This window comes from Oceanobacillus sp. AG (genome assembly GCF_009746545.1).
GTDB lineage: Bacteria > Bacillota > Bacilli > Bacillales > Amphibacillaceae > Oceanobacillus > Oceanobacillus indicireducens.
Genome location: NZ_WOWT01000003.1, coordinates 103,746 through 117,544 on the forward strand (window position 1 = coordinate 103,746; position 13,799 = coordinate 117,544).

Annotated in this window: 13 protein-coding genes and 1 tRNA gene; 3 read left to right on the forward strand and 11 right to left on the reverse strand. The window is 39.4% G+C overall.

Annotation, left to right across the window (positions count from 1 at the left end; all coding sequences use genetic code 11):
* Window positions 1-155 precede the first annotated feature (155 nt).
* From trmL to GN217_RS01830, 4 genes are all read right to left on the reverse strand, one after another.
* A complete protein-coding gene (gene trmL / locus GN217_RS01815) occupies window positions 156-629 on the reverse strand; it encodes a tRNA (uridine(34)/cytosine(34)/5-carboxymethylaminomethyluridine(34)-2'-O)-methyltransferase TrmL (RefSeq protein ID WP_156854695.1) in 474 nt (157 codons plus the stop codon).
* A gap of 52 nt (window positions 630-681) precedes the next feature.
* Window positions 682-1,578 carry an amidase domain-containing protein gene (locus GN217_RS01820; RefSeq protein WP_370459687.1) on the reverse strand — a complete coding sequence of 299 codons (897 nt, stop codon included), beginning with the start codon at window positions 1,576-1,578 and terminating at the stop codon, window positions 682-684.
* 152 nt (window positions 1,579-1,730) lie between these two features.
* On the reverse strand, window positions 1,731-2,885 hold the full coding sequence (gene queG / locus GN217_RS01825; RefSeq protein ID WP_156854699.1) for a tRNA epoxyqueuosine(34) reductase QueG: 1,155 nt from the start codon (window positions 2,883-2,885) through the stop codon (window positions 1,731-1,733).
* 349 nt (window positions 2,886-3,234) lie between these two features.
* Window positions 3,235-3,308 (reverse strand) — tRNA-Gly (locus GN217_RS01830).
* A gap of 221 nt (window positions 3,309-3,529) precedes the next feature.
* Here GN217_RS01830 and dat point away from each other — a divergent pair.
* Window positions 3,530-4,408, forward strand: a complete 879-nt coding sequence (gene dat, locus GN217_RS01835; RefSeq protein WP_156854701.1) for a D-amino-acid transaminase — start codon at window positions 3,530-3,532, stop codon at window positions 4,406-4,408.
* A 500-nt stretch (window positions 4,409-4,908) separates the two neighbouring features.
* Entirely contained in the window at window positions 4,909-5,031 is a 123-nt protein-coding gene (locus GN217_RS19145) for a hypothetical protein (RefSeq protein WP_255454332.1), read from the forward strand.
* Window positions 5,032-5,220: 189 nt separating this feature from the next.
* On the opposite strand, the gene GN217_RS01840 is transcribed toward GN217_RS19145, so the two are convergent.
* Window positions 5,221-5,400 (reverse strand): hypothetical protein, encoded by a 180-nt coding sequence (locus tag GN217_RS01840; RefSeq protein ID WP_198042560.1) that lies wholly within the window; start codon window positions 5,398-5,400, stop codon window positions 5,221-5,223.
* A gap of 474 nt (window positions 5,401-5,874) precedes the next feature.
* Between GN217_RS01840 and GN217_RS01845 the strand changes: the two genes are divergently transcribed.
* On the forward strand, window positions 5,875-6,765 hold the full coding sequence (locus GN217_RS01845) for an Rpn family recombination-promoting nuclease/putative transposase (protein ID WP_232334295.1): 891 nt from the start codon (window positions 5,875-5,877) through the stop codon (window positions 6,763-6,765).
* 88 nt (window positions 6,766-6,853) lie between these two features.
* Here GN217_RS01845 and GN217_RS01850 read toward each other — a convergent pair whose 3' ends face one another.
* The 6 genes from GN217_RS01850 to GN217_RS01875 all read right to left on the reverse strand — a co-directional run bounded on the left by GN217_RS01850 (window position 6,854) and on the right by GN217_RS01875 (window position 13,758).
* Window positions 6,854-8,041 carry an aspartate aminotransferase family protein gene (locus tag GN217_RS01850; RefSeq protein WP_156854705.1) on the reverse strand — a complete coding sequence of 396 codons (1,188 nt, stop codon included), beginning with the start codon at window positions 8,039-8,041 and terminating at the stop codon, window positions 6,854-6,856.
* Window positions 8,034-8,834: an acetylglutamate kinase gene (argB, locus tag GN217_RS01855; RefSeq protein ID WP_156854707.1), complete on the reverse strand. Its 801-nt coding sequence runs from the start codon at window positions 8,832-8,834 to the stop codon at window positions 8,034-8,036. The genes GN217_RS01850 and argB overlap by 8 nt, the downstream gene beginning before the upstream one ends.
* Before the next feature lie 9 nt (window positions 8,835-8,843).
* Complete coding sequence (argJ, locus tag GN217_RS01860) at window positions 8,844-10,070, reverse strand: bifunctional glutamate N-acetyltransferase/amino-acid acetyltransferase ArgJ (protein ID WP_156854709.1); 1,227 nt, start codon at window positions 10,068-10,070, stop codon at window positions 8,844-8,846.
* 13 nt (window positions 10,071-10,083) lie between these two features.
* Window positions 10,084-11,124 (reverse strand): N-acetyl-gamma-glutamyl-phosphate reductase, encoded by a 1,041-nt coding sequence (gene argC, locus GN217_RS01865; protein WP_156854711.1) that lies wholly within the window; start codon window positions 11,122-11,124, stop codon window positions 10,084-10,086.
* A 728-nt stretch (window positions 11,125-11,852) separates the two neighbouring features.
* Window positions 11,853-12,812 carry an alpha/beta hydrolase gene (locus GN217_RS01870; protein WP_156854713.1) on the reverse strand — a complete coding sequence of 320 codons (960 nt, stop codon included), beginning with the start codon at window positions 12,810-12,812 and terminating at the stop codon, window positions 11,853-11,855.
* A gap of 121 nt (window positions 12,813-12,933) precedes the next feature.
* Window positions 12,934-13,758, reverse strand: a complete 825-nt coding sequence (locus tag GN217_RS01875; protein WP_156854715.1) for a cytochrome c oxidase assembly protein — start codon at window positions 13,756-13,758, stop codon at window positions 12,934-12,936.
* Between the last annotated feature and the right edge of the window lie 41 nt (window positions 13,759-13,799).

Below are 13,799 nucleotides of genomic sequence, written 5' to 3' on the forward strand. Positions count from 1 at the left end.
GACTTTTCAATGAAATTAGCATTAATTATGGGAGTTGTCATTACATTCCTCGTTTCCTGTTTCACATCTGGTTATGAAGCAAAACCAGGAGTACCTAGAAATAATCAGTAACTTAAAAAACCGTCATCGATTTTTAGATGGCGGTTTTTTCATATTTAGACTAATCCTCGGAATTGCTGTTGTCTTAGCGCTTCATAAATAATGATTGCCGCTGTGTTCGACAAATTGAGTGAACGCACTTTATCATTCATATGGATCCGAAGACAACGGTCTTCTTTGCCTGCAATTAACTCTTTTGGTATACCGGTCGATTCCCTGCCGAACACAAAGAAAATATCCTTTGTTGTATTGCTGAAATCGTAATCCGTATAATGTTTCGTACCAAAGTTCTCGATATAATAAAATTCAGCCTCTGGATAGATTTCAAATAGCTCTTCAATCGATTGATGTTCAGCAACATCCAGGTGCTTCCAATAATCAAGCCCAGCCCGGCGCAACATTTTATCATCTGTCGAAAATCCAAGCGGATGCACAAGATGCAACTTCGTATCGGTTGCGAGACACGTTCTCCCTATATTACCTGTATTTGCAGGAATCTCTGGTTGGTATAATACGACATGTAAACTCACTTTTCTATCTCCTTAATTTCTAAAACTTGTTCAACTTTTTCATTATAGCACGCTACTCTCCAATCCGGAAAAATTTATATTGAATATTCGGTGTCCAAGCAGCCGAATCCTCATAAGTCCAGTAGCGATTTCTGCTGTTATTCGTATGGGCATTCACAAGCGGCATGCCATTTGCATCCTTATTTACAACAATCGTATTATGATCCCAGCGCCCGTCTCCCTCAAAATCATAACAGATCACATCCCCTAGCAGCAGCTCTTCTGGGCTTTGTAACTCCTTCCCCTTAAGTCCCGATGTCGAGCCACTTAAATACCAGCGCAGCGAATGAGCAACCGCCCAACTGAAGCTCCAACTATTGCCTGTATACCACCAACCACGTTCTCGCACTGGGGCACCGCGCATCGGGGCTCCTCCGGCAAGCAAGCACTGAGAAATATAGTTTGTGCAGTCATCTTCAAATACACGGAAATCTGGATTATGGCTATTCCACCAACGTTCAGCATAGCGGACCGCTTCTCTTCTGTCATAGACAAAGTCCTGTCTCACGCCACCTGAATCTTCCAACAATGAATTCGGATTTTCTCTCGCTGGCTGCTCCCTTGGAATTTCCTCATGTTTTATTATTTTTCCATTTTTCAGTTCCATACGATAAGAGATAAGCTGTTCTTCCAAATGATAATGCTCTTTTTGTTTTATTAAAAAACTAATATGGAGCAAATATTCCTGCAAGGTTTTATCATCGAATCGAAGTTTACGAAACAGTTCACCTCTCCCACTAACTTTAACGATACTCGCCTTTTCTCTTTCCCATAAGGCAAGTTTTCGCTGCCACCATTCTGGCTGCTCTGTTTCATTTGAAAAGACTCCAAGCCAATATTCCTTAAGTGAATACATAAAAATCGCCCCCATTAAAGTATATGGGAGCATGCTTGTACCTATTTCTTTCACTGTTTATCACGTATTAACGGTCTGTAATACCCACCTCTAAACAAGAGGGAAAAACAAAATGTTAAGGTAGGGCTACATAGTCCGTAAATACCTGATTCTGTTCAACTAACATTCAGTGGGGGGTAAGGATGCCCACTGAATGAAGTTTCACTTTATGCTCGCAATTCGAATTCTAGACCTTTTTCCATTTCATAAAGTACTTGTTCATCTTCTTCCGTCTGCATTGCCTCCCTGATCGCTTCGTGGGCTTCACGCGTTGCAATTTTACCGAGAGACCATGCAGCTGTTCCACGAATCACTGGTCGTGGGTCCTCTTTCATTACGATCGTTATTTCTTCAACCGCCGTTTTATCTTTAAAATGGGCAAGGGCAAGCAGTGCATTCCGCTGGAGTGGTTTTTTGCCACGCCAAGCCCCAGATAAATGACCAAACTTTTCCTTAAATTCTCTATTGGAGATTCGTAGCATTGGTTTTAGTTTCGGCTTCGCGATTTCCGGATCCGGTTCTAATTCCGGATGGATATGGAAATCGACTCCTTTATTCCAAGGGCAGACTTGCTGACAAGTATCACAACCGTAAATCCGGTTCCCGATTTTATCCCGGAAAGGTTCTGGTAAAAAATCTTTCGTTTGGGTAAGAAATGCAATACAGCGCTGAGCGTTCAGCTGTCCACCCTGAATGAGCGCCCCTGTCGGGCAAGCGTCCATACAGATTGTACAATCTCCGCAGCTATCTGTGACCGGCTCATCCGGTATGAATGGCAGATTTGTGATTACTTCACCAAGGTAAACGAAGGAACCAAACTCTTTCGTAATAATGGATGTGTTCTTTCCACTGAAACCAATGCCTGCTCGTTCTGCGACTGCTCGGTCGGAAAGTTCCCCAGTATCGACCATCACCTTCGTATTTGCCTCTGGAACTTTCTCTCGAATAAATTCAACAAGCTTTTCCAACCGGTCGCGAAGTACAACATGGTAGTCTACACCCCAAGATGCTCGTGCAAAGATTCCTCGCCTTTCTTCTCTTGTACCGCGGATTTGATTTTTAATTCGGCTCGGGTAAGCAATTGCGATAGAGATGATCGACTGGGCTTCTGGAAGCAGGCGTGTGGGTTCAGTCCGTTCTTCTATCGTGCCTTTTTCAAATCCGGATTGGTAATTTAGCTCTTGCTGCCGGCGCAACCTTTCTCGGAGTTCACTGAACACATCGGCAGAAGCAAATCCTATCTTATCAATCCCAATTTCCTTGCTATATTCAATAATTTCCTGTTTCAATTCATCTATCCTCACAACGACCACCTCCTTCATCTCATAATAATTCTCTTATTTTATCACGTATTAACGGTCTATAATACCCCATCTCTAAACAGAAAGGAAACCAATATGTGGAAGATGGGGATATACAGTCCGTAAATACCTGATTCTGTTCAACTAACATTCAGTGGGGCTAAGGCCCCCCACTGAATGAAGTTTCACTTTATCACGTATTAACGGTCTGTAATACCCCCACTTAATGCTCATTTCAACACATTGAATAGATGTTGCATATTGTAAAAATCCTTCTTGCAATCCACAGCACCCATTAAATATTACAACATAAAAACGCAGCGCCTCGAAACCATTGCATTTACGAGACACTGCGTTAATCACATATGTATGGAGCGGGTGAAGGGAATCGAACCCTCATCATCAGCTTGGAAGGCTGAGGTTTTACCACTAAACTACACCCGCAAACAAGATTCGTTTTTTAACGACAAATATTATTATAACAACAATGTAAAAATAAATCAAGTTAAATTTTATTTTAAGTTAACCTTTTCATCTAATCGGCATAAAATAATTATAGAAATTCGATTAAATTATTTCATTTTATTTAGATGGAACCATTTACATTTAAAAGTAAAACCGATAGACTAGGAATAAATTTGTAATACAGAAGGGTGAGTTTTCCGATGACTGTCTATCCAATCGTATTTGCACAAGGTTCTTTTATGCATAAAGATAAATTAAATTATCCCTTTGAAGAAAGAGGTTTGCAATTTGGGGATGGAGTATATGAAGTAATTCGAATTTATCAAGGGAAATATTATCTCCTTAATGAACATATCGATCGGCTTTATCGTTCCCTCTCTGAAATTAAATTAAGTTTTCCGTATAATAGGAAAGACTTTATTCACACACTTGAAGAGCTGCTTAAAAAAAATGAAATGAAAACAGATGGAAAAGTATATTTACAGGTTACGCGCGGATCAGCTCCAAGAGACCATGTTTTTCCAGACAATATTACACCGAATGTCTATGCGTATCTCGAACCAGCGAAACGAAATGTGGAATTGATGAAGCATGGTGTTCCCGTTATTACAATGCCGGATATCCGTTGGAGTCATTGCCATATTAAAAGCTTGAATCTTTTACCAAATTTAATGGCTAAACAGGAAGCGAAAGAACAAGGTTGTTTTGAAGCGATTCTTCATAAGGACGGTACCGTAACGGAATGTAGTGCTTCAAACGTATATTTTGTAAAAAATGGTAAGATCTATACTCATCCAGCAACGAGCGCCATCCTTCATGGATGTGTCCGTTTGGCAGTGGAGCGCTTTGCTGATGAGTTGGGGATTCCTTTTATTGAAGAAGCTTACCATGTAGGCGATATTAAAGATGCCGATGAGGTTTTCCTATCAAGTAGTACAAACGAAATCACACCGATTATTAATGTGGATGGTCACACGATTCATAATGGTTCCTCGGGGCCAATTACGAAGCAGATTCAACATGCGTATGCCGTCGATGCCGGTATTGAACCAGTGAGCCAGCCGATGCAGGAGCAATAAAAACATCAGAATGAAGATCTACAGCTTTTCCTATTTGGGAAAGCTGTATTTTTATTAGGATCCACTCATCTTTCCAATTGATTCGAAATACGAAATAGTTTACGACAATCTTACATTATTAGAAAAAGTCAGCTTCTTAAGACTTCCGCTGTCCGATCGAACAGGGATAACAACTCTTCATTACGTTTAAGCACAATTCTTACACTTCCATTTTAAGAGAAAAATAATTCGCTAAAATATTTTTGAATGATTAAAAAGAAACCCCAACCCATAATTCCAAATAAAATAGCTACTGATAGATGAACAGAATGTTTAAGTGCCTAGCTTTACTGTTATTTGGATCACCGATTATTTTTCCCATTATTCCACAAACATATCTGTTACTTCTAAAGAAATTACGAAGACGGTGTAATAAACGATCCTTGACAATGTTCAAAAATCCATATTCCGACAGCTAGTCTTATGAGGAAGCGGAAAATTCATCAAAAGTGATAAGCAGGGTGCAATTCAAAATGTATTGGAATACTTTTACAGTAACTACATGGTTACTTACGATTATGGAGAGGTTAGTTTACTGGAAGAAGGCTTTTCACGCACTTCATATTGTAGCGAAAATATTATAAAGTAATTGAGACAAGATATGAATCGGATAGTTCTGAAAACAAACGATTAATAGTGCGTGTGGTTGATCAATTAACTAAACACTATGATCCAGTTTTTCCGAGGTATGCTAAAAAACTACAAAAACTAGTTTATAGTAAAGAGAAGAAGTAGGTATTTCCCAGTTATGCTACGGTATATCGTCAATCCTTTTAACCCAGTTGTAATTCTTTCTTGAGAGCACTTTCTAATTCATCAATCTTTTGCCATGGTTTGGGCTTTTGTTTCTTCGAGCGTTCAATCAAAAATTCTATAAAATCAAGGGTTGCTTTCTTATCTTCATTGCTTAAGGAATCCAGCATTCGATATAAATCTTCCTTATGAATAGCCATTTCTTCCACCACCTTTATTTCAAGCATACTCTTATTTATACTATAACCATTTTCAACAACAGTTTAACCATTTACAGATTATATCTATGCCAATTGTAAAAATGAAGCAAAATCAATCTGATAATAAAAGACGTCATTAACTATTGGTTGATACAAAATAAAATGCCACTTATAGATGAACAGAATATTTAAAAACCATATAAATTATCAACAGCATTGCAATTGTTGTGCTGGAATCCCTGCTATTATCACCCTGCCTGTGAATTCATTAATCGGCTTTGCAGATTCTCCTTGTACAGATAACTAAATTATAATGAATATGATGGTTAATAGTAAAGTTGCTATAATCCCATCATATATCGGAAATCGGATATTAGGCAATATTCTCATTAAAAGTGTTGAACTTAATATTAGAATTATTCTTTAATTCTATGATATAATAGCGGCACAATATAATATAGGAGCTGATAATGATTGGAAACAACCGCATTTATCCTCGAAAGAAAACCCTCATACACCGACCACGACCGCCTATTTAAAGAAGTCATTCAAGTCTTTTTTCAAGATTTCATGGAAGCCTTTTTCCCCGAAGTGTATGAGCATATCAACTTTTCTACTGTAAGTTTTCTAGATCAAGAGGTTTTCACCGATATCTTAAAAGGTGAAAAACGACGCATTGATATACTTGCAGAAGTAAAAATTAAAGGAGAGGACACGATTATCCTTATCCATGTCGAGCCACAATCATACTATCAAGAGGAATTTAACGAACGTATGTTTATCTACAATACCCGTCTCTACGAAAAATACCGCAAACCAATTCTACCGATTGCTGTTTTCAGTTATAATGAAAAGAAAGAACTGCCTACACAGTTTAGTATCGATCTACCAACCATCCGCATCATTGACTTTCACTTTCAACAACTTCATTTAATTAATAAAAACTGGCGTAAGTATATTAAGATGACAAATCCGATTGTAGCAGCATTCTTAAGTAAGATGAACTATACGGAAAAAGAACGTATACAAGTGAAATTAGAATTTCTCCGCATGGTCTCTCGAATGGAATTAGACCCTGCGAAAATGGAATTAATCTATGGATTTTTCGAAACCTATTTAAAGCTAAACGAGAAGGAGGAAAAGCAAATGCATGAGGAAATTAACAAGCTTCCACGTGAGGAAGCGGATCGTGTGTTAGAGTTGCCAAATACTTATCGGGATCAGGGAAGAGCGGAAGGAATAGCACAAGAACGAAAACATATTGCTTTAAATATGCTTAAAAAAGGGATGTCAGACGAAGAAATTGCCAATATAATTGGTATAACCGTAAGTAGAGTTAGACAGTGGAGAAAAGAGCTACAGTAGTTAAAGGATTATTAATAAATTTAAGGCGTGTAAAAAGAGGATAGATGCCTTTGCATCCTATCCTCTTATCGTCGTGTTATTTAGTTTTTCACTTTTCATTCATAACTTCTACAAATTGCTTGAGAAATTCATTAATCTCTTCTGTCGTGGTTGTAAGCGGCGGTAATATCCGTAAAACATGCTCGCCTGCGGATAATGCAAGTACATTTTTCTCCCTAAGAGCAATAATGTACGTTCCCGCTCCTTTTTCCATTTCAAGGCCTATAAGTAGGCCTTTTCCTTTTACTTGTTTAATTTCCGGATATATTTCTTTCAACTCATTTAACTTGCTGAAGAAATATTCACTTAACATTTGCACATGCTCAGATATTTTATCTGTTAGCATCGACTTTACCGTCGCATAACCCGCCGTAGCTGCAAGTGGATTTCCACCAAAGGTACTGCCATGCGTTCCTGGTGTGAACGTTGCTGCCACTTTGTCCTTCGCCAGCACTGCACCGATCGGAAAACCAGAACCAAGCCCTTTCGCTAGCGTAATGACATCCGGCTCAATCCCAAATTGTTCGTAAGCAAAGAGTGTGCCGGTTCTTCCCATTCCCGTCTGAATTTCATCCAGCATGAGTAGAATATCGTTTTCCTTACAGATTGCTGCAAGTTCTGTCACCCAAGCCTGCTGAACGGGATTCACTCCACCTTCTCCTTGGACAAGTTCAAGGAGAACAGCAGTTGTTCTGCCATTATGAATTTCTTGCAGTGCTTCTATATCATTATAGGGCAAGTAACGGAAACCTGGCGCAATCGGTGTAAAGCCCTTATGAATCTTTTCCTGCGCCGTTGCTGCAAGTGTCGTCCCTGTTCTTCCATGAAAAGATTGTTTGAAGGTGACAATTTCCGTCCGTTCTACATTCCCCTGATCTTTCGCATACTTCTTCGCTAATTTGATCGCTGCTTCATTCGCTTCTGCTCCACTATTAGAGAAAAATGCAGCGTCAAAAATACTATTCTCTGTTAAGATGGTTGCGAGCTTTTCTTGAATCGGAATATGATAGAGATTCGATACATGCCACAATGTATCCAGTTGTTCCTGTAACGCTGCTTGCACTTGAGCTGGAACATGACCGAGGTTACATGTGGCGATACCTGAAGTATAGTCTAAATATTTCTCTCCTGAATCACTCCAGACGTAGCTTCCCTTCCCTTTTACAATCGTTAATGGAAAGCGCCCGTACGTATTCATTACTGCAGACTTTGTTGTTTTGCTTAATGTATTAGACATGCTGGACCTCCCCGATCACAATCTTAGTCCCGACACGTTTCCCTGCAATATAGGATTTTAAATCTTCAGGTGTAAGTCCGTTTAAAATTACGGATTCTTTCACACCGCCGTTAAGTGCCTTTAGAGCGGAATATACTTTCGGAATCATGCCGCCATATATGATTCCCGCTGAAATTTTTGCTTCAATTTCCTTTTTCGTCAGTTGTCGGAGTAATACCTTTTCTCCTTGAATCTCTTCCAATACTCCTGGAATATCACTGATTAAAGCAAGCTTAGCCTGTAAACTTTCTGCTACTGCCGCTGCTGCCGTGTCCCCGTTAATATTGTAATGCTGACCCGATTCATGAATACCGATCGGAGAAACAACCGGGATTCCACCATTTTCAATAATTAACTTGAGCCAATCTTCATTTACTTCTTTCACTTCTCCGACATAGCCTAGCTTCCCTGAAGAATCCTTTGGTATCACTTTTAATAGTGCAGCATCCACTCCACTTAAACCAATTCCCGTACCACCGCTTTGTTGGAGCTTCGATACGATTTGTTTATTCACACTTCCACTTAAAATATGTTCAACTACTTCGAGCACTTCTTTCGTCGTCACTCGCAAGCCATTTACAAATTCACTTTTTACATTCATTTTTGTCAGTGCCTGATTAATTTCCGGTCCCCCGCCATGCACGATAACCGGATGGATTTTTCCGCTTCTTTTTAATTGAACAACTGTTTCAAAAAAAGCTGTCGGAAGTTTCTTCAAAATACTGCCGCCAACTTTTAAAACAATAATCTCCATTTTCTCACCTCACGTTCGATAGGAAGCATTGATTTTCACATAGTCATAGGTTAAGTCACAACCCCATGCCGTTGCTTCCCCCGCCCCATTTTGTAAATCAACATGAATCGTTACCGTTTCTTGCTGTAAATATTCTGTTCCCGCTTCTTCATCAAAGTCGATTGGTAAACCATTTTCTACAACTTGTAAATCTCCAAGAGCAATGGAAACTTTATCGACTTCAATCGGCTGTTCACTATAACCGACCGCACAGACAATCCGTCCCCAGTTCGGGTCTGATCCGTAAACAGCAGCTTTTACTAAATTCGAGGAAATGATTGCTTTAGCAATTTCCCCTGCCGCTTTGTCTGTTCCGGCACCTTTTACTTGCACTTCGATAAGTTTCGTTGCCCCTTCCCCGTCTTTTGCAATCTGCTTCGCTAAATCTTGACTAACATATTGCAATCCATTAAGAAATAGATCCCAGTCCGGATGAGATTCATTTAATGTTTGGTTTTTCTGTAATCCATTTGCAAGGACTAGGACCATATCATTTGTACTGCAGTCCCCGTCAACGGTAATCATATTAAAAGATTTATCTGTTACCTGGCGTAAACCTGCCTCAAGGCTTGACAGCTCCACGGCAGCATCGGTTGTAATAAAGGAAAGCATCGTTGCCATATTTGGCGCAATCATCCCAGAACCTTTTGCTGCTCCCGAAATTGTGACCAGCTTCCCGTCAATTTCAACTTCGACTGCTGCGTTTTTTGTTACCGTATCTGTCGTCAAAATTGCTGACTCAAACCGTTCTGCACCTTGGTTCTCCGCTTCATCCATCCAATTGATTCCTTTGTATAGCTTTTCCATAGGAAGTTGCACACCGATGATTCCGGTCGAAGCAACAGCAACGTGATCTACTTCGACCCCCTTTTTCTCGGCAACTAACTTTTGGGTTTCTAATGCATTCTTCTCTCCTTGTGGACCCGTGACCGCATTCGCATTCGCAGAGTTTACAACAAGAGTCTGAATTTTTCCGGTTTTATCTAAGCTATTTTTTGTCACTTGCAACGGAGCAGCTTTAAATGCGTTTAATGTATAAACGCCCGCCGCTGTCGCTGGTACTTCGGAATGAATCCAGCCGAAATCAAGCTTTGTTTTCCGGAGGCCGGTATGGACGCCCCCTGCCTGAAATCCTTTAGGTGTCGTTACTTTGCCATTTTCCAATATTTTTATTTGTTTTTCCTTTACTGAAGTCATTTGTAAAATCCTCCTATGGATACATTGGAACGACAGCGAGACCAAGGTCTTCTTCCCAGCCGTTCATGAGATTCGTATTTTGAATTGCCTGACCGGCTGCACCTTTCACTAGGTTATCAATCGCCGCAGCAATGATTAATTGATCACTTCTTTTGTCCACCCAAATGCCGATATCACAGAAATTACTTCCCTGCACCGCTTTTGTTGCCGGGAACTCGCCTTCATTCAAGACGCGGATGAATTTATCTTCTTTATAATACGTTTCATAGAGTTCGATTACTTCTTTTGTCGTTATGTCTTGATTTAATTCAGCATAAATCGTGCAAATCAATCCCCGTGTCATAGGGATAAGATGAGTTGTAAGAATCGTAGTTACTTGCTCATCAATTGTTTTTGACAAATATTGTTCGACTTCAGGTATATGCTGATGCCTGCCAATTTTATATGGTAATACATTATCATTCGCTTCCGGAAAATGAGTCGTACCTGTAGGTGTCCGGCCTGCTCCGGATATACCCGTTTTCCCGTCAATTACAATTCCTTTTGGGCTAATGAGCTCTTTTTCGAGTGCTGGTATCGTCCCGAGTAATGCAGATGTTGGGAAACAGCCCGGATTGGAAATGATTTTCGCGGATTGAACTTCTTCTTTATAAATTTCCGTTAAACCGTAAACAGCTTGATTAATCGTTTCCTGTGGTGCCGCTTCTTTCCCGTACCATTCCTTATAAACATCCCGTGAAGATAACCGTAAATCTCCGGATAAATCGACAATTTGCAAGTCGAGATCTTGTAAATCGGGTACGATTGTCTTTGCAACGCCTGCTGGAGTCGCGATAAAGACAATATCTACTTCAGCTTCTAAACTCTTAATATCCAAATCTACCATTTTAATTTCATGTAGTTTCTCCAAATGCGGGTAAATTGATGAAAGGACTTCACCACTTTGGGAATGGCTAATTGCCTTTGTCACTTCTAGTTTGGGGTGGTTATGTAACAATCTGATTAATTCAATCGCCCCGTACCCCGTTCCACCTATGATTGCCGCTTTCCTCAATTTGAACAACTCGCTTTCTAAAAATTAATTATTCATCATTATACACACTTATGCATAAATATGCAACGGCGTTTATAAAAATAAATAATTAATTTTTATAAATTTTACCTACCCTCCTTTATCTCAGTGGATGATTCGCTATGAAAATCGGATTGGGAGATATTAACTCACATCTCTTCTCGATAATTATGTAAAGTAATTGCTTTATGATCTCGTTAGCGCACACTTCTTGTTCAAATCGGAAAACAAATCGTTTTATTCTCCTATTAGTCCACTCACGTCACTGTAATGGAAAAAGAACAGGTTTTATTAACCCATCAGAATACTCAACCCGATGAATTGGGATAACAAACAACTCTTATTTTCCAATTTGTACGCTCATCTTGTTCGATTGGGAAAAGAACCGAGCTTTATTCTCCCATTAACCCGTCTCCCTCGTACTAATTGGAAAACAAACGGACTTTATTCTCCCATTAGTCCATCTCTCTCCTACGAATTGGAAAACAAACGGACTTTATTCTCCCATCAGTCCATCTCTCTCGAACCAATTGGAAAGCAAACAGGCTTTCCCCCCATTCGCTCGTCTCGTTTGCCTCTACAGAGCAGTTCAAACAAAAGTTGTACTCTCGGTCAATGAAGATTATTACCAGTTAATTAAAAAACTGGAACATAACTATTCTACTATGGATAAAATAGCTATGTTCCAGTCCTATATTTAAACTTGTCTATCAATAAAGATGTTTATCAAAAAAGCTGTTCATGGCTTCAAGGTAACCTTCGCGGTCGAGGACGATGGATTCGCCGTGGTTTGCTCCGGGTACGATCAGCATCTCTGTATCTGTTTTCGTATGTTCAACAAGTGTTTTCGTCATTTCGGTTGGAACGAAGGTGTCTTTTCCACCGTGAATGTAAAGGATCGGTACCTGAGCTTTTTCAACCTGATCAAGTGCAGATGCTTCTTTCAATGAATAACCTGCTTGAAAATCCGTTACCATTCCCATTGTTGGAAGGATCGGGAAGCTTGGTAGATTAAACATACGATCCAACTGATAATCAAATAAATCATAGACACTAGAATACGGACTGTCCGCTACGGCAAGCTTCACATTATCTGGCAGTTCTTCTCCAAGCGTCATTAAAACCGTTGCCGCCCCCATCGATACACCGTGAAGTATTATTTCTGTATCTTCACCGAGTTCAGCAATAATCCGATCAATCCAAGCGACATAATCAAGCCTGTCATGCCAACCGAAACCATAATAATCTCCTTCGCTCAAACCATGCCCACGGCTATCTGCGGTAAACATATTAAACCCAAGCTCTTCATAATAATATTGTCCAAATAAAGCCATATCCTGAGCGCGCCCAAGATAACCATGCGCGAAGACAACCGTCTTATTTGTCGGTTCTTCTGCTTCTAAAAAATAACCTTGAAGTGTAAGTCCATCGAACGACTCCATTTGCCAATATTCAAAGTCCTGGGTATCGGCCCACGAACGCCAATCCCCTTTCGTAAATACATCCATCGCCTCAGCAGAAACTTCCAAATCTGCGTTTCCAGTCAAGAATTCCTTTGTTCCCCGTTCAATCGCCAATTTATAAAAGAAGACTCCAGCTCCAACATCCAATATCACTAGAATGACAAGTAAGATTCCGACAACTTTCAACCAACACTTCTTTCTCTTCAAACTCTTGCTCCTCTCGATTTCTATTAGTCTATTATATTAGAAAAAGAAGGTATCCGCCACACCTCCTGGGCAAATACCTTCCATTTATCGTTGAATGTTTTAAAAGTGTTCAAATACATGTTTAAATATGTATTTTTTCTTTACGAGTTATCGATGCCGCGAAAAAAGCGATGCCAAACAAAATGAGCTGGCTGATTAAAAGCATCACGCCACCTTGCATTTGTTCTTCTTCCGGATTGAACGGCAAGAGGGCTGCTGCAAATTCGGGCGGTAATTCTTTTATATTTGGCATACAGACCGTGAGGGATTGCATAAACAATTCAACATCTGTATAAACAAGGTAGAGACTCTTGTCTGATAACAACAAAACCAGGCTATACGGTATAAAGAAAAGAATGCAGAATAGGATATACAGCTGTTTTTTCTTGGTGTTTAAAAAGCGCTGTGACACAATCGGCATCCATAATAGAATTCCTGCGATAAGCAATGCAAGCATAAAGAAATAATTAATATATAAATCCAGTCGTGCAAAATTAAATACACTTGCAATATGGTAAGTATAGAAAAGGATAAAGAAGCTTAAAAATCCGACAATCGGTTTTGCTAAAAAGTTAAGTGTTTTATCTAAGATGTTAATTTTCTTTGCATGTTCAAATATCTCTATTTTAAAACCAATGATAATCAATGGAGGCGCTACAAGCACCAATAATACAAGCTGAATAATATGATAACTATATTTAATTCTTGCAATTACATTAATCGGACTGCCAAGCGCTGCAAATACAGCAATCATACCTGCGACAAACATAATTTGTTTCCCAACCGGATATTTTTTATTCTGTGGCAATAATAAAAAATAAATAATAAAAATAAAACCGATATAAATTAGGATTCCACCATTCCAAAGCGTGGAATAATGAAATTCATCCAAAATAATTTCCAGCATAGATTCACCTTCTCCTGTGAATTTATGTCTATAGTATAGCG